General features: G+C 45.3%; 18 protein-coding genes and 1 riboswitch. Of the genes, 17 read left to right on the forward strand and 1 reads right to left on the reverse strand.

Annotated elements, in window-relative coordinates; all coding sequences use genetic code 11:
- The first annotated feature begins 112 nt into the window (after positions 1 to 112).
- Together MKZ16_RS08575 and MKZ16_RS08580 are read left to right on the forward strand one after the other, a co-directional pair.
- Complete coding sequence (locus tag MKZ16_RS08575) at positions 113 to 994, forward strand: ROK family protein (RefSeq protein ID WP_051491338.1); 882 nt, start codon at positions 113 to 115, stop codon at positions 992 to 994.
- A gap of 210 nt (positions 995 to 1,204) precedes the next feature.
- Complete coding sequence (locus MKZ16_RS08580) at positions 1,205 to 2,221, forward strand: HRDC domain-containing protein (protein ID WP_076104008.1); 1,017 nt, start codon at positions 1,205 to 1,207, stop codon at positions 2,219 to 2,221.
- 86 nt (positions 2,222 to 2,307) lie between these two features.
- Here MKZ16_RS08580 and corA read toward each other — a convergent pair whose 3' ends face one another.
- Entirely contained in the window at positions 2,308 to 3,243 is a 936-nt protein-coding gene (gene corA, locus MKZ16_RS08585; protein WP_038569550.1) for a magnesium/cobalt transporter CorA, read from the reverse strand.
- 397 nt (positions 3,244 to 3,640) lie between these two features.
- Positions 3,641 to 3,770, forward strand: a riboswitch (SAM riboswitch).
- Between the two features lie 115 nt (positions 3,771 to 3,885).
- On the opposite strand from corA, the gene metA reads away from it, so the two are divergent.
- The 15 genes from metA to MKZ16_RS08660 all read left to right on the forward strand — a co-directional run bounded on the left by metA (position 3,886) and on the right by MKZ16_RS08660 (position 21,148).
- Positions 3,886 to 4,806 carry a homoserine O-succinyltransferase gene (gene metA, locus MKZ16_RS08590; protein WP_036684477.1) on the forward strand — a complete coding sequence of 307 codons (921 nt, stop codon included), beginning with the start codon at positions 3,886 to 3,888 and terminating at the stop codon, positions 4,804 to 4,806.
- A 36-nt stretch (positions 4,807 to 4,842) separates the two neighbouring features.
- Positions 4,843 to 6,015, forward strand: coding sequence for a PLP-dependent transferase (locus tag MKZ16_RS08595; protein WP_076103991.1), 1,173 nt, complete (start codon positions 4,843 to 4,845; stop codon positions 6,013 to 6,015).
- A gap of 628 nt (positions 6,016 to 6,643) precedes the next feature.
- The gene (gene mqnC, locus MKZ16_RS08600; protein ID WP_036684474.1) at positions 6,644 to 7,780 is read left to right on the forward strand and encodes a cyclic dehypoxanthinyl futalosine synthase; all 1,137 of its coding nucleotides are present in this window, start codon (positions 6,644 to 6,646) and stop codon (positions 7,778 to 7,780) included.
- 402 nt (positions 7,781 to 8,182) lie between these two features.
- Positions 8,183 to 9,025, forward strand: coding sequence for an SPFH domain-containing protein (locus MKZ16_RS08605; protein ID WP_038569553.1), 843 nt, complete (start codon positions 8,183 to 8,185; stop codon positions 9,023 to 9,025).
- 11 nt (positions 9,026 to 9,036) lie between these two features.
- Complete coding sequence (locus MKZ16_RS08610) at positions 9,037 to 9,207, forward strand: toxin-antitoxin system HicB family antitoxin (RefSeq protein ID WP_036684471.1); 171 nt, start codon at positions 9,037 to 9,039, stop codon at positions 9,205 to 9,207.
- 506 nt (positions 9,208 to 9,713) lie between these two features.
- Positions 9,714 to 11,654, forward strand: a complete 1,941-nt coding sequence (thrS, locus tag MKZ16_RS08615; RefSeq protein WP_036684469.1) for a threonine--tRNA ligase — start codon at positions 9,714 to 9,716, stop codon at positions 11,652 to 11,654.
- 136 nt (positions 11,655 to 11,790) lie between these two features.
- The gene (locus MKZ16_RS08620; protein WP_256715432.1) at positions 11,791 to 12,639 is read left to right on the forward strand and encodes a 3D domain-containing protein; all 849 of its coding nucleotides are present in this window, start codon (positions 11,791 to 11,793) and stop codon (positions 12,637 to 12,639) included.
- Positions 12,640 to 12,785: 146 nt separating this feature from the next.
- Positions 12,786 to 12,929 carry a hypothetical protein gene (locus MKZ16_RS08625; protein WP_156113077.1) on the forward strand — a complete coding sequence of 48 codons (144 nt, stop codon included), beginning with the start codon at positions 12,786 to 12,788 and terminating at the stop codon, positions 12,927 to 12,929.
- Positions 12,930 to 13,168: 239 nt separating this feature from the next.
- Positions 13,169 to 14,242, forward strand: coding sequence for a cell wall-active antibiotics response protein LiaF (liaF, locus tag MKZ16_RS08630; RefSeq protein ID WP_036684468.1), 1,074 nt, complete (start codon positions 13,169 to 13,171; stop codon positions 14,240 to 14,242).
- Positions 14,243 to 15,319 carry a sensor histidine kinase gene (locus MKZ16_RS08635; protein ID WP_036684466.1) on the forward strand — a complete coding sequence of 359 codons (1,077 nt, stop codon included), beginning with the start codon at positions 14,243 to 14,245 and terminating at the stop codon, positions 15,317 to 15,319.
- A gap of 3 nt (positions 15,320 to 15,322) precedes the next feature.
- Positions 15,323 to 15,976, forward strand: a complete 654-nt coding sequence (locus tag MKZ16_RS08640) for a response regulator transcription factor (protein ID WP_036684464.1) — start codon at positions 15,323 to 15,325, stop codon at positions 15,974 to 15,976.
- Positions 15,977 to 16,213: 237 nt separating this feature from the next.
- Entirely contained in the window at positions 16,214 to 17,887 is a 1,674-nt protein-coding gene (locus MKZ16_RS08645; RefSeq protein ID WP_038569555.1) for a trypsin-like peptidase domain-containing protein, read from the forward strand.
- Positions 17,888 to 17,992: 105 nt separating this feature from the next.
- Positions 17,993 to 18,682: a response regulator transcription factor gene (locus tag MKZ16_RS08650; protein WP_036684461.1), complete on the forward strand. Its 690-nt coding sequence runs from the start codon at positions 17,993 to 17,995 to the stop codon at positions 18,680 to 18,682.
- Between the two features lies 1 nt (position 18,683).
- On the forward strand, positions 18,684 to 20,132 hold the full coding sequence (locus tag MKZ16_RS08655; RefSeq protein WP_076103990.1) for a HAMP domain-containing sensor histidine kinase: 1,449 nt from the start codon (positions 18,684 to 18,686) through the stop codon (positions 20,130 to 20,132).
- A 59-nt stretch (positions 20,133 to 20,191) separates the two neighbouring features.
- A complete protein-coding gene (locus tag MKZ16_RS08660; RefSeq protein WP_036684457.1) occupies positions 20,192 to 21,148 on the forward strand; it encodes a 4-hydroxy-3-methylbut-2-enyl diphosphate reductase in 957 nt (318 codons plus the stop codon).
- Positions 21,149 to 21,259 lie beyond the last annotated feature (111 nt).

A 21,259-nucleotide genomic window follows, 5' to 3' on the forward strand; every position in this document is an offset into this window, starting at 1 on the left:
TAGCGCTTCATCCAACGTATAATAAGGGCTGTTGATTGTTTTATTTTATATTGTTTTTTATTTTCACACTGGATGGCGGATTATTGCTTATTGGAGAAGGGAGATAGTTGCTATGAAGTTATTGGGAGCGATTGAAGCAGGCGGAACGAAGTTTGTATGCGGGATTGGTTATGAGGACGGTACCATTCTGGACCGAGTTAGCTTTCCGACAACAACACCGGAAGAAACGATGGGACTCGTAATCGACTATTTTAATGGGAAGAATGTAGAAGCTTTTGGTATTGGATCGTTTGGACCGATTGATCCCGTGCTGGACAGCCCTACTTATGGTTACATAACAACGACACCAAAACCTCACTGGGGACAATATAATCTGGTAGGCACAATGGCTGAGCAATTTAACGTGCCGATCGGTTTTGATACGGATGTGAATGGTGCAGCGCTTGCGGAAAGTAAATGGGGAGCGGCTAAAGGTCTGGACAGCTGCCTTTATATTACGGTTGGGACAGGTATTGGAGCGGGAGCAGTTGTTGGAGGTCAGATGGTGCATGGATTGTCTCATCCTGAGATGGGACATATTCTAGTTCGCAGACATCCAGAGGACACGTTTGAGGGCTACTGCCCTTATCATGGCGATTGCCTTGAAGGGTTAGCCGCAGGTCCGGGGATTGGCAAACGCTGGGGACAACCAGCAGGCGAGCTGCCTGTTGACCATCCAGCTTGGGATATGGAAGCTCATTATCTTGCACATGCACTTATGAATTACGTGCTGATTCTGTCTCCCGAAAAAATCGTAATGGGCGGTGGGGTCATGAAGCAAAGCCACTTGTTCCCGCTAATCCGTACCAAGCTGCAGGAGCTGCTTAAAGGTTATGTTCAGCATCCAGCGCTCAATACCGATATTGATAATTACGTTGTGCCACCGCAGCTTGGAGATAATGCAGGACTTGCAGGTGCGATTGGACTGGCAACTTTAGCTTTGGCAAGAAACTAGTATAAAAAGATATTGACTGTTAGGAAATATATGGTATTGTAGGATCTAACAGTATAGCATTTAATGAGGGAGCACCTCTTTCACGTTTATCGTGAGAGTGGTGCTTTTTTGCGTTTTCCGAGTCTGACAGTGTGGGATTCACACCAGCGAAGTGTAGTTCAGACCCGGTAGGTATAGTGCTTGCTGAAGACTAGAAAGGCAGGGATGAATATGCAAATTGTATTTATGAATCGCTTATCCAGAATATCTGGGGTGGATCAAGAGGTGTTTGCTCAGCTATGGATTGGAGAGGAAGAAGGGGTGTGGAGCCTGGGCTGGCGTGATTTTTCAGACGGTGAGGAGACGCAGGAGCATTTGTGGTATGCGGGTGGTTCTTGGAATGAAATGCTCTGTGTTTACAGGCATGAGCTGGCGGTGAAGATGGGGGATGGCTATCGGCCATTGATTGATGGCGTATTTCATGAAGAAGACGGCCTTACTGGGCGTAATCAGGAGCAGCTAAGGCTGCAATATTACAGTGAATATAATGGGAACGAAGCTATTTATGAGGAGTTATGTGCTTGGCGCCGCAGCCGAGCTTCTAGTGAACGGAAAGCCCCTTACATTCTTGCCAGCAATCGTTTGTTACGTTTGATAAGCACTTTCTTGCCGCATACACCAGAGGAGCTGCTGCAGATCCCTGGTGTAGGGGAAGGAAAGGCAGCCCAATATGGCACGGATTGGTTGGCTATAACCTCTACGGCTGCAAGGGAACATTCCTTTCCTTTGAATTGGGTTCACCAAGAAATTGAGGAGGACTCTTTTGTATCCTGGCTCTATAAACAGAAAGAGGTCAAATATAAGAAACAGCTAGAAAGACTGCGATTACGGCGAATTCTGCTGCAAGGGATCGAGAATGGGTTAGGGTTAGAACAGCTTAAGGTGAACAGTGGAGTGAACCGTCGCGAACTGATTGAAGCGGTAGAGGAGCTGGAAAGAGAAGGTTATTGCGTGGAGAAACTGATCGAGGTAGAACTGAAAAATATGCCGCAGAATGAACAGGAAGCGATATGGAATGCCTATCTAGAGGCAGGAGATCTTTTTCTAAAGCCAGTGCTGCATAAGGTGTATGGGGAGGATTTTTCAGCAGCAGAAGGGCTGGATAGCTATTATGAACGTCTGCGGCTGATCCGCATTCGTTTCCGGCGGGAGCAAGCTCCTAAAGTGGGCGTGGCGACCAGTTTCTAGTAGCTTTTCCTCATATCAAAAAGACGAAGGCTTCCTTACACCATAGGGTTAAAGGGCCTTCGTCTTGCCTATTCGTCCGTTTATTTTCATAGCCATTCTTTCTTGCGGAATACATACAGCATCCCACAGCCTAACGTCAACATTAGACCTATAACGGCAAAATAGCCGTATTTCGTATGCAACTCAGGCATATGATCAAAGTTCATCCCATAGATTCCGGTAATTACGGTCAAAGGCATGAATATCGTTGTAATCGCGGTAAATACTCTCATAATTTCATTGGCGCGGTTGGCGATACTGGATTGGTAGGCCTCACGTAAGTTGCCCATGAGATCGCGGTACGTCTCAAAGGTTTCGGATATTTTAACTGCATTTTCATAAATGTCGCTAAAATACTTCTGCAGCTGATCATCAATCAGACGGAGGTCTTTTTTGTTCAGGGTATTGATAACCTCTTTCTGTGGTCCCAGCATCTTCTTTAACCATAAGATCTCACTTCGCAGACCGATAATCTCACTCAGATGAGATTTCTTGGTATGCATTAAAATATCCTCTTCAAGCTTCTCAATCCGGGCTTCAATTCGGTCACCTACGGAGAAATAATTATCTACGACAAGGTCGATAAGCAGGTAAAGGAATTGGTCTGGTTCGCTAACCTCTTGCTCCCATAACATGGGCTTCAGGATGCGCAGCTCGTGGATCTTTTGTTTCGTTACAGTAATAATATAATGTCTGCCCAAGAATATATTGAGTGCCCGCAGGAAAATTTCCTCATCATCAAAGCGGATGCTGTTTACAACAATAAAGTAATGACTTTCGTATATTTCGATCTTTGGACGTTGATCCTCTTCACTAAGGCAATCCTCAACAGCGAGATCATGCAGGTTGAACAGGGGCTGAAGCAGCTCCAAATCCTCCACATCTGCATCAATCCAATAGAACCCTTCTGTTGGGGGTGTCAATGTTTCATCAATTTCATCAATAGGTGTAAAAACCCCTGCATTCACCAGCCGGATTTTCATCTGATTCCACTCCTTCTATCCCCGGGTCTTCACCAGGGACTGCTAATTAAGCACAGAGAAAAAAATCAGCTTGGCCGGCGTTACAATCAATACAAGAGGCCGAATGACGATTCGAGGGCATGAAGAAGAACTGCTCCCGCCGCCGGCAAGCTGATGATTATCCTGTGTGGTTGCTCATTCTGTACACTTAATTGCGAGCTCGGGTCGCCTTCCATTCTTCTTCTCACCTCTTCTTTTCGTTCAGGTATGAAATACTTGTCTAGTATAACAACGGAGTATGCCTCTTTCAAGCAAATTTATTGTTACTTTAAGGCTACTTCAGCATTGTATGGACTTGACGAAAAGGAGGTTCATGATTTAAAGTAAATTTTAAAGAAATTTAATTGAATACAGCTAAATCTTATCAAGAGCAGGTGGAGGGACTAGCCCTATGAAACCCGGCAACCGGCGTGTGAACGCACGGTGCTAATTCTTGCGGAACTTTGCTGACGACTAAACCCCGTCCAAAAGTTTCTGGCAGATGAGAGAGGCGCATATGACTGTAGATATGACCTTTCTCGTTTTCCGAGAAAGGTCTTTTTATTGTTCAGAAAGCCGCGATGTGACAACATAACCTAAATACAGTTAAGGAGTGGAAAGACAATGCCAATTAAAATTCCCGACAGTTTACCAGCAAAAGAAGTACTATCCGGAGAAAATATTTTTGTGATGGATGAAAGTTTGGCTTTCCATCAGGATATCCGTCCACTAAGGATTGCTATTCTGAATCTCATGCCGACTAAAGAAACGACGGAGACTCAATTGCTGCGTTTAATAGGAAATTCACCGCTGCAAGTTGATGTTACCTTGCTGCATCCACGCTCACATACTTCTAAGAATACTTCTGCTGAGCATTTGAGAAGCTTTTACAAAACTTTTGACGAGATCAGCCACCGCCGTTTGGATGGCCTTATTGTTACAGGAGCACCCGTAGAGCAAATGGAGTTTGAGGAAGTATCCTATTGGGAAGAGCTAAAAGAGATTTTTGAATGGAGCAAGGATAATGTGACCTCGACCATGCATATCTGTTGGGCGGCACAGGCAGGGTTATATCATCATTTTGGTGTTCGCAAAGTGGCATTGCCTGAAAAATGTTTTGGTGTATTCTCCCATACGATTAATCAAAATAACATTAAATTGCTGCGCGGTTTTGACGAGGTATTCCATGTACCGCATTCCCGTCATACCGATGTCTCCCGCGAAGATATTGAGAGCAATCCAGATCTGCAGATTCTGGCAGAATCCGAAGAAGCTGGTATGTATCTAGTAGCTACGACCGACGGCAAACAAATATTTGTGACCGGACATTCCGAGTACGATCCTCTATCCCTGAAATGGGAATATGATCGTGATTTGGAGAGGGGCATGGAGATGGCCTTGCCGAAACACTATTTCCCTAAAGATGATCCAGAACGGACACCTCCTGCAGTGTGGCGTGCACATGCCAACTTATTATTCTCTAATTGGCTCAATTACTATGTATATCAAGAGACACCTTACGATATCGACCCGATTGTTTATTAAGATCAGCGCTACATTATAATTTAGGAGGCATTTATCATGGACGACAAACTTAGGATTGAAAGCAGACTGGCACAAATAGGTTCACAAGAAGATCCGGCTACCGGAGCCATTAATTTTCCTATCTATAATGCTACGGCATTCCGTCACCCGAAGCTTGGGCAGAGCACAGGTTTCGATTATAGCCGTACCAAAAGTCCGACCCGTTCCGTACTGGAGAATGCGGCTGCGGAATTGGAGTCTGGTGATGCAGGTTTTGCCTGTAGCTCTGGGATGGCGGCTATTCAAACCATATTTACCCTGTTTGGGCAAGGCGATCACTTGATCGTTTCGCTGGATCTTTACGGCGGGACCTATCGTTTGTTGGAACGAATTATGTCCAAGTTTGGAATCACTGCTTCCTATGTAGATACGAATGATTTGGATGCGCTTGAGGCTTCCCGTCTTCCAAATACAAAGGCGATATTTATTGAAACGCCAACGAATCCTTTGATGATGGTTACGGATATTGCAGCCGTTGCTACTTGGGCTCGTCATCATGGGCTGCTCACAATTGTAGACAATACACTGCTGACTCCATTTTTCCAGCGTCCTCTGGAATTAGGTGCGGATATTGTAGTCCATAGTGCTACCAAATATTTGGGCGGACACAATGATGTACTTGCTGGTCTTATTGTATCTAAAGGGGCTGAATTATCCGCTGAAATAGCGATTCTACATAACTCTATTGGCGCTGTGCTTGGGCCAACAGACAGTTATCAGCTGATGAGAGGCATGAAGACACTGGCTCTGCGTATGGAACGGCACGAGAGTAATGCACTAGCAATTGCCCGCTATCTACAAGAGCACCCGGCGATTGCGGAAGTGTTCCATCCAGGCCTGCCGGATCATCCGGGATATGAAATTCAGAATCGCCAGTCCTCGGGCAATACCGGAATTTTTTCTTTCAAATTAAAAGATGCCAGATACGTAGAACCTCTGCTTCGTCATATCCGGCTTATAGCCTTCGCGGAGAGCCTCGGTGGGGTTGAATCACTAATGACCTATCCTGCAGTACAGACGCATGCGGACATTCCTGTGGAAATTCGGAATGCGGTGGGTGTAGATGATCGGTTGCTGCGCTTCTCGGTGGGCATTGAACATGCGGAGGATCTAATTGCTGATCTGGGTCATGCTTTGGAGGCTGCGCGGGCGGAAATCGAAACGAAGTAAAAGTAACGGCAACCCAGATCGGCACCGAATTGCTGGGAAATATCGAGGATCTATCTCACCGTTGATTTAGAGCTGGTGTTAGACTGAGGATGAAATAGAGCTGTCTCATAAGCCGGGAATTGGCTGCTGGAGTAGCTCTTCTTTTTGGACTTTTCGCTATTGGACACAGCTGACCTTAGATACAGCATTATTACACATTTGGAATGTTAACGGCCTCCACAGCAGCTATAGCGCTAAAAAACAGCTTTCATGAGGCTCTTTTCATGGAATAGCATCACTGGAGTCCATAACTATGCTCTAAAGGCTAAAAACTTGCAAATAACGTCATCTGTGTCCGACAGCCTCAGGGAATTTTGATTCAACGGGTGCAGGCAGCAATGTAAGGACTCTTTCTGCTGGATGGTATCTTGCTGAGAAAGTAAAAAGTTTTTCAAGCTGTTCAGATTGTGATACGATGAGGAAATGAACTGTTCATTTATTAAAATATAAGGTATAAGTTACATACTATACTTTATCCTTATGTTACTACGAGAAACGGTTGTTATCTCTAAAGGACGACAACGTTATTTTTTCTTGTGATTTTGTGAATCTACCATATCCCTAAGGGTTTAAAAGGAGGATGCGAACGATGAGTGCGATAGATCTTATTTTGGATAAAGCCCTGCGGGGCGACCGTCTCCAATTGGAAGATACCATCCGACTATTCGAGAGCAACGAAATTGAGAAAATGGGTGCTGCTGCAAACACTATTATGGAACGCTGGCACCCGGACCCGTTAGCCACTTTTGTAATTGGCCGTAATATTAACTATACGAATGTATGTGATGTGTACTGCCGTTTTTGCGCTTTTTACCGCAGACCAGGCTCGGATGAAGGCTATGTGCTGCCAGATGAGGCGATTTATCAAAAAATTGCTGAAACAATTGCTGTTAATGGTACAGAAATTCTTATGCAAGGTGGAACTAATCCTAACCTTCCATTTAGCTACTATACAGATATACTGCGCGGAATTAAGCAACGGTTCCCTGAGATTACAATGCACTCCTTCTCTCCTGCGGAGATTATGAAGATGAAAGAAGTATCAGGATTACCACTGGAACAAGTGGTTCGTGAAATTCATGCTGCGGGTCTGGATTCATTGCCAGGCGGAGGCGCAGAAATTCTTGATGACCGTACACGCCGCAAAATCAGCCGACTAAAAGGCTCGTGGCGCGAGTGGATGGATGTAATGCAGACGGCACATAAAGTGGGTATGAATACCACAGCGACAATGGTGATTGGGCTTGGGGAAAGTATGGAGGAACGTGCTTTGCACTTACTACGTGTGCGTGAGGCTCAGGATGAGTGTATTGCCAACAAATATGATTCTGAAGGTTTCTTGGCCTTTATCTCATGGACATTCCAGCCGGACAATACCAACCTGAAGCTGGACAGACAAACGCCTGAGGAGTATCTGAAGACGGTGGCGATCAGTCGCCTTGTGCTGGATAATATTAAGAACTTCCAATCTTCATGGGTCACTATGGGACCAGAGGTCGGCAAGCTCTCCCTGCAATATGGCTGCAACGATTTCGGCAGCACAATGATTGAAGAGAACGTAGTATCTTCGGCGGGTGCGACTTACAAGGTAAACATCGAGTCGATTACTCAGCTGATTCGCGAAGCAGGCAAAGTTCCAGCGCAGCGGAATACACGTTATGATATTCTGCGGGTGTTCGATGATCCTAATGCGAAGATTGATAATGATTTTGTAATGCAGAACTAATATATATTAATTAATCAACGCTTGATGCTTGTTAATCCTTCAGTGGACTAATGAGCATCAAGCGTTTTTTTGTAAGGTTAGGATTACGATCATTAGCAAGCCTCATTGCAGAACACATCTGAATCTTCGCTTGTTATATCATCCGTTAGGCGTATGGACCCAGTGGACCTAATTCGTAAATTCAGCGTCTTTTGAGCAGGTGTTCGACCCCAGCGACGGTATCCTTGAAAAGAGCCTTATATAGGCTGGTTTTTAGCGCAATAGCGACTGTGGGGTCCGATAGAGCTGCAGTATATGAAATATGAACAGAAAAGCATTTTTAATTTCTTTTTACCTATTCACATTATTATCCAGAAGTGATATCATAATCATATCAAAAGAATATCTAGTGGGGGTGCTTTTATGAAAGAGAAAACGCTTCGTCCTGTCAGTGGATTTTGGGTTCTCGCATTGATTGCAGTTTGTTTAGCTGGAGGAATTTATGGTGCTGTTCAGGAGTATGTCGCAGTGCCAGTCATTCTGTTCGTTGTAGCTGGAGTTCTATGTACAAGTTTTACGGTTGTGCAGCCCAATAAGTCGGTCGTAGTTACCTTTTTCGGGCAATATGTAGGGACTATCGTGACAAGTGGCTTGTTTGCAGTCATTCCGTTCAGTTTGCGCAAGACGGTTTCCCTCCGCGTGCGTAACTTTAACAGTGTCAAGCTGAAGGTTAATGATGTGGAAGGTAATCCGATTGAAATTGCTGCAGTTATCGTATTTAAGGTAATTAACTCTGCAAAAGCGCTTTTTGATGTAGATAAATATATGGCGTTTGTGGAAATCCAAAGTGAAACAGCGCTGCGTCATGTAGCCAGTAAATACCCGTATGATAACTTCAATGAATCGGGCATGTCCCTGCGGGCTAATGCAGATGAGATTGCTAAAGAATTGGCAACCGAGCTGCAAGAACGTTTGTCGATATCTGGTGTAGAGGTCATTGAAGCGCGGCTTACACACTTGGCTTATTCCACAGAAATTGCCAGTACAATGTTGCAACGTCAGCAAGCATCTGCAATTCTGTCCGCTCGTCAAATCATTGTTGAAGGCGCCGTAGGCATGGTCGATATGGCGATTAAACAGCTTAAAGAAAGCGGCGTAGTTGAGCTTGATGAGGAACGCAAAGCGGCGATGATCAATAATCTGATGGTTGCGATCGTGTCGGAGCGCGGAGCGAGTCCGGTCATTAACGCCGGCTCGTTGTACTAAGGCGGTGCATCATGGCGGCCAAGAAAAGCTTTCCACTGCGGATCGATCCGGATCTGCATGAGGCGCTGGAACGATGGGCGGGAGAGGAATTTCGCAGCGTAAACGGACATATCGAATACTTGTTGCGTGAGTCTTTGAAACGTGCAGGCCGCTTACCTGAAAAAAAACGGCGAGAGGAATAACCACAAAAGGATTGTTTCGGTATCCATGTATTGGCTGCCAGAACAGTCCTTATGTGTGTCTTCTGCCTGAGTTTCTATCATTTTGGACCCTTTTCTGACTTGACTGTCAGAGAGGACAGATTTATAATTACTCCATAATTCACGTTAACAGCATTGACGAAGATATGAGTTGATTGTTCTGGACCGTTCAGAGAGAGGAAACTTAGGCTGAAATTTCCTCCGGCAACCTGCTTTCGATTTACCCCTTTGTAGCTGCCGTTTTGAACTCCCTGCAATGGGATAGTAAGAACTGCCGGTTCATGGTCGTTACTCCATGCTTACGAAGGATTCTATCTTCACTCCGCTTGAGGTTTCAAGGGAGGCTAGAGAGAATCGAATTTGGGTGGAACCACGGGTGTAATCGCTCGTCCCTTTGCGGGACGGGCGTTTTTTTGTGTGCGTGGATATTATTGTTCCGCAAAGGTTAAAGGGCCGTTAGGCTTAATTATATGAAGGAGGAATTAGCAATGTCAGTAAGTATTAAGCTTCCGGACGGTTCTGTCCGTGAATACGCAGAGGGTAGCAGTATTGATGATGTAGCAGCTTCTATTAGCAGTGGCCTGCGCAAAAATGCAGCAGCGGGGAAAATGAACGGTATCGTTGTAGATTTATCTACTCCCCTTGAAGAGGGCGCACTGGTAGAGATCGTAACTTTGGATTCACCTGAAGGTCTGGAGGTTATGCGTCACAGTACAGCTCACTTGATGGCTCAAGCGGTCAGACGTTTGTTCGGAACAAAAGAAGTTAAGCTTGGTGTAGGTCCGGTCATTGAAGATGGCTTCTACTACGATATGGATCTGGAACATCCTCTAAATCCTGAAGATTTGCTCAAAATCGAAAAGGAAATGGACCGCATAATTTCGGAGAACCTGCCGATCGTGCGCAAAGAAGTTAGCCGCAAGGAAGCACTTGAAATTTTCGGTGAGCTAGGTGATCCTTACAAGCTGGAATTGATCGAGGCATTGCCTGAAGATAGCGTGATTTCTATCTATGAACAAGGTGAATTCTTCGATCTATGCCGCGGACCGCATGTGCCGTCGACTGCCAAGATCAAAGTCTTTAAATTGATGAATGTAGCTGGTGCTTACTGGCGTGGCGACAGCAAGAATAAGATGCTTCAACGCGTATACGGCACAGCTTGGATTAAAAAAGCTCAGCTTGATGAGCATCTTCGCCTGCTTGAAGAAGCGAAGAAACGCGACCACCGGAAGCTTGGTAAAGAGCTTGAAATCTTTACATTTAATCAATTGGTAGGACAAGGCTTGCCAATCTGGTTGCCTAAGGGTGCCAAATTGCGCAGTATTCTGGAGCGTTATATCGTAGATCTGGAAGCAAGTCTTGGCTATCAGCATGTATACACACCAGTTCTGGGTAATGTTGAACTGTACAAAACTTCAGGACACTGGGAGCACTATCAAGAGGATATGTTCCCTAAGATGACTATCGACAATGAAGAATTTGTTCTTCGTCCAATGAACTGCCCGCATCACATGATGATTTATAAGAGCTCGATGCACAGCTACCGTGATCTGCCGATCCGTATTGCTGAGCTTGGTATCCAGCACCGTTATGAAATGTCAGGCGCATTGACTGGCTTACACCGTGTACGTTCGATGACTCTTAATGACTCCCATATTTTCTGCCGTCTGGACCAAATTAAAGGCGAGTTCATTCGTGTAATCGAATTGATTAAACAGGTATACAGTGACTTTGGTATTAATGACTACCGTTTCCGGTTGTCCTATCGTGATCCTAAGGATACAGAGAAATATTATGCGAATGACGAAATGTGGGAAACTGCACAGCGGATGTTGCGTGAGGTAGTAGAGGAAGCAGGACTGCCGTTCTACGAAGCAGAAGGCGAAGCTGCATTCTATGGTCCTAAACTTGATGTGCAAATTAAAACTGTATTAGGTAAAGAAGAGACTCTGTCTACTGTACAAATCGACTTCTTGCTGCCTGAACGTTTTGAACTGGAATATATCGGTGATGATGGTCAAAAACACCGTCCAGTCGTTCTGCACCGCGGAATCTTGGGTACTATGGAACGTTTCGTTGCCTTCCTGTTAGAGAACTTTGCGGGCTCGCTGCCGCTTTGGTTATCTCCACAGCAGGTTAAAGTAATTCCTGTATCGACAGCGTTCGACGATTATGCCAAGGAAGTTACAGACAAGCTGCGTCGCCGTGGTATCTCTGCTGAGGCAGATCTCCGCAATGAGAAGCTGGGTTATAAGATCCGCGAAGCTCAGCTTGAGAAACTGCCATACATGTTCGTAGTTGGCGAGAATGAGATGAACGCTCAGACGGTCTCCATCCGTAAACGCGGGGAAGGCGACATTGGAGCTAAGCCGCTTCAAGAAGTGATTGAGCTCTTGTCTCAGGAAATTGCTGATCGTGTGATTTCCTAATTTCTTGTAATTAACAACACCAAAATTACGTCTAAATAAGACCTCTGTTATATGCCCATGAGGATCAACTTCTGATCTTCATGTATAAAATTTTGTGAATCGGGAAACCTTCGCTAATAAGGGGGAGGTTTATCACATGAACAAAATGGGCATATTTCAGAGGTTTTGGTGTCTTTTTATCACCATCGTTTTGCTATTGACCGCTGCTGGAATCATTCCAGAATCTAAGCAACAGGCAGTAGGGGCCATTGGGACAGGAGACACTTTACAGCACACGGGTATTAACAAAACGCTATCGAACGAGTTGCAATATACCAAAGCTAATTCTGTGTTTATGAGAACCACAGATGATAAGGTCGTTCTTGCGACTGGCCGCGCCACACTAATGTCAAACGAGGCGCATTCCGTCGCACCTGTATTACCTGCAACAACAAAAAATAAACCAGCAGCGACAAAGGCACCGCAGAGCACCAAAGCTCCAACCACTAAAACAAATGGTGGCAGCGGATCCTCAAAACAGTTACCAAATTCTATTCCTGTAGCCGCTCCTGCGGAAGACCAGATTATTACTTCAATGAAAGTAATGGCGACTGGCTATACTGCGGGTTATGAATCTACAGGTAAAACATCTAAGCATCCCGAATATGGAATCACCTATTCAGGTGTAAAAGTGCGCAGAGATAAGAATACAGTCTCAACCATTGCTGCTGACCCTAAGGTTTTGCCGTTGGGTAGTATTCTTTATATACCGGGCTATGGATACGCCATAGTTGCTGATACGGGCTCGGCTATTAAAGGGCGGAAGATTGATCTGTATTTTGCTACTACGAAACAGGTGTATAAGGAATGGGGCAAAAAATCGGTTGTAGTTCAACTCATTAAGCGTGGTAACGGGACTTGCACGGAAGTCATGCTGAAGAAGCTGAGCCAAGCGATTGAGACTTACAAAGCAGTGCCGCAATCCCTGCTCGAAGAATCCATTTAATGGGATTGAACTTATTTTCACTTGGTCATGCATAATAGTGACATCACCTTGCCATAATACGGACTGGGGCAAAGCAATTGCCTCTTCCGAGATGTTCTCTTAGTAAGCATATTCTATGCTGCATAAGAGAAAAGGAGGTGAATTCCGTGGCCAATAACAAGAAATCTAAAGTACAAGAAAATTACAAAACACCAAATGAAAAATACAATGCTGAGTTTGCTGTTGAGAATGACGGCGCTACTAAGCAAAGTGGAAATACTTCTAAACCAGCTCAGAAACCGCAACAATAATGCGCTAACTGAAGCAGAAGACTGCTGAAAAAAAGAGACTGTCCAAATCAGTTAATTACTGAGGGACAGTCTTTTTTCATATATAATGAAGTAAATAGAATTTTATCCCATTCATCTCAGTCTAGAGACTGAGGGGAAGTTCCTTCTCTCGCCGCTGTTTCTCAGCACTTCATTCCTGTAGACTAAGGCTATAAGATTGAAGAAGAGAGCGTTCCACTACTTTAAAGGGGAAATGAGTCATGAAAAGAAGGTTCACCAGCCAGGTTTTAGGCGGCCTGATCCTGATAGGGATAGGAGCTATGTTTCTACTGAGACAATTGGGTTACACTGATTTCAGCTTAGGTTACCTGATTTCGAATTATTGGCCGGTTATCTTGATCCTAATGGGAATGAAACGGCTTTTAGGTACAGGGGAGGAGCAATCAAAAGGTTCTTCACCTATCGGCGGCTTTTTCTTTCTGGCGATCGGAGTGTTTTTCCTTGGACGGAATTTAGATTGGTTTGATATTTCGGCCGGGGATTTTTTCAAAATGTTCATTCCAGTCATGTTGATTGGCGGCGGACTTTATGTGATTTTTAAACCACGCGGTTCAGTACCACCTGTGCCACCAGCTCCACCGTCACCACCAGATCACTTTCCTTCAGGAAAAAGCTCACTAGATGTGGAGCCGCCCAAACCGCTGGATTCCACACTTGATGAACAATTTGAGCAAAAATTCGGCAAGGCTTCTGGTCAACGCGACTGGAAGGACTATCTTCAAAAAGATGAAGAAGACGATGAGGACGAAACAGGATCTTATAAGTCCGGCGCTGAAGCACGTTGGCAAGAGAAGCAGGAACGACACGAGCGCAGACGTCAGGAACGTCATGAGCGTCATGCTCGTAGACATGGTGAATGGCATGAGGAATTCCATGAATCAAATAATCAAAAGGAATCGACCAATCGCTCTGCTTTTATCGGAGATGTCCACATGGGGCGCGAGCATTTCCAACTGAAGAACACGAATATCTCGCAGTTTATCGGCGATACCGTACTGGATCTGACGAATGCACAAATTGCTTATGGCGAAACGAGGATTAATATTTCCGCTTTTATAGGCGACATTAAAGTGTACATTCCGAATGATATGGATCTTGGCATCTCGGTGAACAGCAGTTCTTTTATCGGGGATATGGAAGTTCTGGATCAGTCTCGCAGTGGGTTTATGAGCAGTGTACAGTGCAAGACTCCTTATTATAAAGAAGCAGGCAAAAAAGTCCGTATAAATGTAAGTGCATTTATAGGTGACATTAAAGTTAAAACGGTGGGTTAGATGGGGACAATCTTCAGTAATACCAAATGGTTGCTGTTGTTTTACTTTTTGCTCACTGGAGCGGTAAGCGCTGGATTGATGTATGCAGGCACTTGCCTTGGTTATATCGAAGTGAAGGATTATCGGATGTGGCTGTACTTATGTCTCGGGATTGTGTTGTTCACTGTAGTTATCGGCTACATGGCAGGCCAGCGGATTCAGCGCCGGATTGATCATCTGGATCTGAATATGCTGCAGGTAGCCAAAGGAAATCTGTCCGTACGGATGCCAGAAAGTGACGATCAGTCTTTTGCCCGAGTGTATCACGAGTTTAATGTCATGATGGATACGGTTGAGAATAAGATGCAGCTTCTACAGCGATTGGGTGAACAAGAGGTTATTGAGAAGGAACAGGCAGCGGAGAGTGCGGTGTTGGAGGAAAGAAGGCGTATGGCCCGGGATCTGCATGATACGGTGAGCCAACAGCTTTTTGCCATCCATATGTCCGCTTCTTCGCTGCCTAAAGTTCTGAAGGTCAATGAAGCTCAAGGTCAAATGGTCATGGACCAGTTGATTACAATGTCTCAGATGGCACAAAAACAAATGAGAGCATTAATTGCACAACTGCGTCCAGTGGAGCTGGAAGGTCGAAATCTGTTCGAGGCGCTGGAAAAATGGTTTCCCGATTATTGTCGCCAGAATGGCTTAAAAGGAATGAAGGAGCTCGAACTTCAGGGCGAGTTATCGGAAGCGATCGAACATCAGCTGTTCCTAATTATTCAAGAGGCGATGGCGAATATTGTGAAGCATGCTGAAGCTAGACTGGTCAGCCTATCACTGCGTGAAGGATCAAGACAAGTTGTGCTGAGTATTAGTGATGACGGTCAAGGTTTTGAACATGTGCAGCAAAAACAAGGCTCCTACGGTCTCACCACCATGCGCGAACGCGCGGAGAAACTGGGTGGGCAAGTGGAGATTATTAGCCGCAAGGGTGCGGGAACGACGATCCGTGTACATATTCCTAAGTTTGTTCAAGGGAACCCAGAATTAGAGCAGAATAGATCGTTAGGAACAGATACACAGGACGAGGAGGAGTAGAGCATGAGTGTCATAAAAGTGTTGCTCGTAGATGATCATGATATGGTACGGATGGGCCTCAAAACTTATCTAATGCTGGAGCCTACATTCGAGGTCATCGGTGAGGCGGCGAATGGACAAGAGGCGCTGGAGATGCTGCGTGCTGGTGGACATGAAGGTCTGCCTGACCTCGTGCTGATGGATTTGATGATGCCTGTGATGAATGGTGCCGAGACCACAAGAGCAGTGCTGGCTGAATTTCCTGGCCTCAAAATCGTGATCCTCACCAGCTTTCTGGAGGATGATCTTGTTGTAGATGCTATAGAGGCTGGTGCTGTCAGCTACGTGCTCAAAACAGTGTCGGCAGAAGAGTTAATCTACGCACTGCAAGGGGCTTACCGCGGCATGCCCGTCATGACGGGTGATGTGTCACAGGCGCTGACCCGTGGTATACGCCAGCGCACCGTGCAAGGTGATTCCTCCGGTTTAACAGAGCGTGAGAAGGAAGTCCTGCTGCTTATAGCTGAGGGCAAGACCAATAAGGATATCGGTGAGGAGCTGCATATCAGCATCAAGACAGTAAAGACGCATGTCAGCAATCTGTTGATGAAATGCGAGCTTGATGACCGTACCCAGTTGGCTATTTACGCTCATCGGAAGGGCTGGGCTCAGGGGTAGGACTTGTAGACTAAGGTGCATTACTATTTGAAATGGTTTTAGAAGCTCGGGCCGCGACCTTTTTCGCGCCCGAGCTTCTTTTTTCTGCTTCCCTGTATAATCTCCTCCCATTTGCCTATATCTTTTATCTGCGCTTAAATTGTTTTTAATGTGACCTTAAGGTTTAAAGTACAAAATAAGAACATGAAAACAAATTAATCCTTGTCACGGCGACAGGAAGCAGGAGGAAAGATAAACATGGACGATAACAAAAACAACTTCAATCGCGACAATGGACCAGCACCAGATCGGGAATGGGACAATAATAACAATAGCAGCAATAATAATACTTCATCTGAAACAGGATCATCATCCTACTACTATTCTTACGGACCTTTTAAATCTTTGAACAAAGATGAGAATAACGCTGACGGAGGCGCGCAGCACTACAATCGGATGGAGCCAGAACGGGTCGAGGTTACACCTCCACAGCCTGTAAAGCCATTACCATATAACACATCACTTCGTACCACTGGTTATGATGGCAATGGTGGTGGCCGCGGAGGAAATGGCGGTGGCGGTTCTGAAGGTGGCGGCGGCTGGCAATATAATAAAAAACCAAAAAGCTCGTTAAAAACAGTGCTGGTATCATTCCTAGCCGGTATGGTCGTTCTCTCGGGCTCAATGTATATGGCAGACAGAGGTAACTGGTTTACGGGAGATACAGCTACAACTGTTGCTAGCTCCGGAACGAATGGAACGGCGAAGACAACGGGCGAGAGTGCAGGTGTTGCGCCTTCTACTTCTACTACATCCTTGGTGACTGGATCTCGTGATGTGACAGGTGTTGTTGATGCGGTGGGACCAGCAGTCGTTAAGATTGAGACACTAGTGAAATCTAATTCGCGTAATGGAAGCTCATCCAGCCCGAATCTGAGTGATCCCTTCTCACAATTTTTCTTCGGGGATCAATACAGTGGAAATGGTTCTTCACAAAATGAACAGGATTCCAAATCAGGATCGGATTCTTCATCACAGCTTATCCCTTATGGAATTGGAACAGGCTTCATTTATGAGAAATCCGGCTATATTTTGACCAACCAGCACGTAATTGACAATGCTGATGTAATCCAAGTCACCGTGGATGGCGTAACCAAGCCTTATGAAGCGAAGCTGCTAGGTTCTAGCAAAGATCTGGATTTGGCTGTGCTTAAAATTGAAGGAGATAGTGATTTCCCTACCGTAGCACTTGGAGATTCGGATAGCATAAAGGTAGGTTCAGAAGTGGTTGCTATCGGTAACCCACAAGGCTTCGACCATACTGTAACTTCCGGTGTTCTTAGTGCAAAAGGACGCAGTATTGATATTAACGAAGAAGATGGCAGTGGAACTCGTAATTACAAAAATCTGCTGCAAACCGATGCTTCTATCAACCCGGGTAACTCAGGTGGGCCGTTGCTCAACATGAATGGACAGGTAATCGGGATGAACGTAGCCGTCAGCACGGATTCTCAAGGTATTGGTTTCGCAATCGCTGTGAATACGATTAAAGAAGTCGTAGATAAACTGGAAGCCAACCAAGCCATTCCGAAAGAGCCGGTACCTTTCATTGGTGCAACTCTTATGACGATTACAGATGAGGTTGCTAAGCAAATGGGTACGGATATTAAAGAAGGTTCTGTGGTTGCAGATATTATCTATAAATCCCCAGCGTATACCGCTGACCTGCGCCCTTACGATATCATTACCGGTGCGAATGGAACGAAGTATGCAACCAACCAAGATCTGATTACCTTCATTCAAACGTTAAAAGTTGGAGACAAAGTAACATTAAATGTTGTGCGCGATGGTAAAACCATGGATCTTTCAGTTACCATCGGTAACAAAAATGATTTTGATACAACGACTACACAACAAAGTCAGCAGCAATAATACCGGACGGTAAGTCACACGGAAGGGGCGACCCTTCCGTTTTTGTCTAATTCTGATGTAAACTGCTACAATATATAAAAAGAACTGAACAATGGGGGCTGCTTGATGCGACCGAATATTCTAATTATTGATGATGACGAAAAGATTATTTCTATGCTGCGTAGAGGTTTAGCTTTTGAAGGTTACGATGTGAAAACAGCGGTGAATGGAGCGGATGGATTACGGGCAATCTTGAGCAGTGATCCGGATGTGGTAATTTTGGATGTAATGATGCCTCAGGTGGATGGCTTTGAAGTATGTCGCCGCTTGCGGGAAGGGGGCAGTAATGTTCCTGTTCTCATGCTTACCGCGAAGGATGAAATTGAGCACCGTGTGAAAGGGCTTGATCTGGGCGCGGACGATTATCTGGTTAAACCTTTTGCCTTGGAAGAACTGCTTGCACGTGTACGTGCGCTGCTTCGGCGTAAGAGTGAGCAAAGTGAAGGTGGGGAGCAAGCGGTCTCTTATGAAGATATTACGCTGGATGTGGATTCACGTGAGGTTACCCGTGCCGGTAAAAGACTGGAGCTAACAGCGAAGGAGTTTGAGCTGCTTCATCTTTTTATGCAAAATCCGAAACGTGTGCTTTCACGGGATCTGATCATGGATAAAATATGGGGTTATGATTATAGCGGTGAATCTAATGTGCTTGAGGTATACATAGCCATGCTACGTCAAAAGACGGAGGAGCATGGCGGTAAACGCCTCATTCAAACGATCCGGGGTGCCGGTTACATTCTAAGAGGTGACAACTAACATGTCTATAAGATTGCGGCTGACTGCTTGGTATTCAGGGATTTTGGCCGTTATGCTGCTGGCCTTATCAGCCGCAATTTACGGTTTTGTTTATTTTAATACTTATGGGGACTTGAAGAATCGCCTCCAGGTGCAAGCTGAGCAGACCATTCCATTTTTCAGTATCAATTTATACAGCGGTGAACTAATGATGGATGGGGTCAGAACTCCTGAGAATTCTAATACGTATACACAGATCTATGTTTATGATACTAAGGTTATGCAGCGAACGACAAACATGAGAAATGGTAATCTTGCATTTGATTATCCCGAGCGGGATAAAATTGTACAGGGATTTCGTAATGTTGTAATTGAAGGCAATCAATTTCTGATTTATGAACGGCCAATTCTATTGGAAAATTATAAAAATAATCCTGCTGCTGTGTTACAAGTGGCTACCTATGTAGGTGAACAAAATAAGCTCTTGGAGCGTTTAAAAACTATCCTGCTCGTAGGTTCTTTTGCTACCCTGATCGCGGCATTTACCTTCGGCTTGTTCCTTGCGCTTAAATCCATGAGTCCAATCGGCAAAGTAATTGAAGCTGCGAATGGGATTCAGACGGGGAATGATTTAAGCTCGCGTATTGAATATGATGGGCCGCCAGACGAGATAGGAAGGCTTATTGAGACCGTTAACAGTATGCTTGGGCGTATGGAAGGATTCTACACAGAGCTGGAGGATTCGTATGCGGCTCAGCGCCGTTTCGTTTCAGATGCTTCACACGAGCTTCGGACACCGCTCACTACGATTCGCGGAAATATTGATCTGCTGCAAAAGGTTTGGGAGATGGAACCCGGAGAAGGGAAGATGAGTGAAGCTGAGATTCGCCAGCTATCGCTTGAATCGGTGCAGGATATCGCAGACGAGTCTAAGCGTATGAGCCGCTTGGTAGCGGATATGCTCTCGCTCGCGCGTGCGGATACTGGACGTACTTTTGATATAGAGCCCGTGGCACTGGAACCGATGATGAATGAGATTGCGCGCCGCGCCTCTTTCCTGCCGCGTCAAGCCGAGTGGGTTACAGGTGATATGTCAGTCTTAAACGGCAAATATATAGTTGGGAATAAAGATTATCTACAGCAAATGCTCTTTATTTTTATTGATAATGCCTTTAAGTACACGCCTTCTGGCATCGTGAGTTTGGATACCCTTTTCTATCAGAATCAGGTTGGTATTCGGATCACTGATACAGGTATTGGTATGGATAAAGATGAGGTTCCATATATCTTCGATCGTTTCTATCGTGCGGATGAATCGCGTGGAATTACGGAAGGGATTGGGCTTGGTCTATCCATTGCTAAGTGGATTATTGACGAGCATGGTGGGTCTGTGGAGGTTGTTACACGCCAAGGTGAGGGTACTACTTTTGTCATCTGGTTGCCGCTTCTCTTTGCTCCGCCGCTGGAATAGGGTATAATTTAGAAGTGTCCTATTACAGAGGTCAATGAAAGCAGAAAGCTGGTGAACTCATGGAAGTCATTAAAATCTCTCCCCGGGGATATTGTTACGGAGTTGTCGATGCAATGGTTATGGCACGGCAGGCTGCGCAAAATCTCGATCTTCCCCGGCCGATTTATATACTGGGTATGATTGTTCATAACAGTCATGTCACGAATTCGTTCGAAGATGATGGCATTATTACTTTGGACGGACATAATCGTCTGGATATTCTGGATAAAGTGGATAGTGGGACTGTTATATTCACTGCACACGGGGTTTCTCCTGAGGTGCGCAAGATGGCAAGGGACAAGGGTCTGACTACGGTCGACGCCACCTGTCCTGATGTCACGAAGACCCACGATCTTATTCAGGAAAAAGTAGATGATGGTTATGAGGTCATTTATATCGGCAAAAAAGGCCATCCGGAACCAGAGGGTGCTGTGGGTATTGCCCCTGAGCATGTGCATCTGATTGAAAAAGAAGATGAGATTGCTACGTTATCCATCCCTTCTTCACGTATCGTCATTACGAATCAGACTACTATGAGCCAGTGGGATATTAAACATATCATGAAAAAGCTTCTGGAGACCTTCCCAGGTGCTGAAGTGCATAATGAGATATGTATGGCTACCCAGGTACGTCAAGAGGCTGTAGCGGAACAAGCAGGGCAATGTGATCTGGTGATTGTTGTCGGTGATCCGCGAAGCAACAACTCTAATCGTCTGGCACAGGTGTCGGAAGAAATCGCTGGGGTTCCTGCCCATCGTATTTCTGATGTGTCTGAACTCCAAACAGAATGGCTAGAGGGTGTAAATATCGTCGGGGTCACTTCTGGCGCGTCCACACCTACACCTATCACCAAAGAAGTGATTAACTACTTAGATCAGTATGATTCGGCTAATCCGGAGACGTGGGAGATCAAACGTACAGTGAATATGGCGAAGCTGCTGCCACCGGTTAAGAATAAGAGTGCAAGTACTACTTAATGTAATGGGCTAGGCTCGAACTTATATATTATGAACGCTGCAACAAGAGCGCTTAACTTCGTCAGTCGAGGTTAAGTGCTCTTTTTTATCGAAAGAACGCTTCCAGCATAG

The organism is Paenibacillus sp. FSL R5-0928 (assembly GCF_037970385.1).
GTDB classification, from domain to species: Bacteria; Bacillota; Bacilli; order Paenibacillales; family Paenibacillaceae; genus Paenibacillus_AQ; species Paenibacillus_AQ odorifer.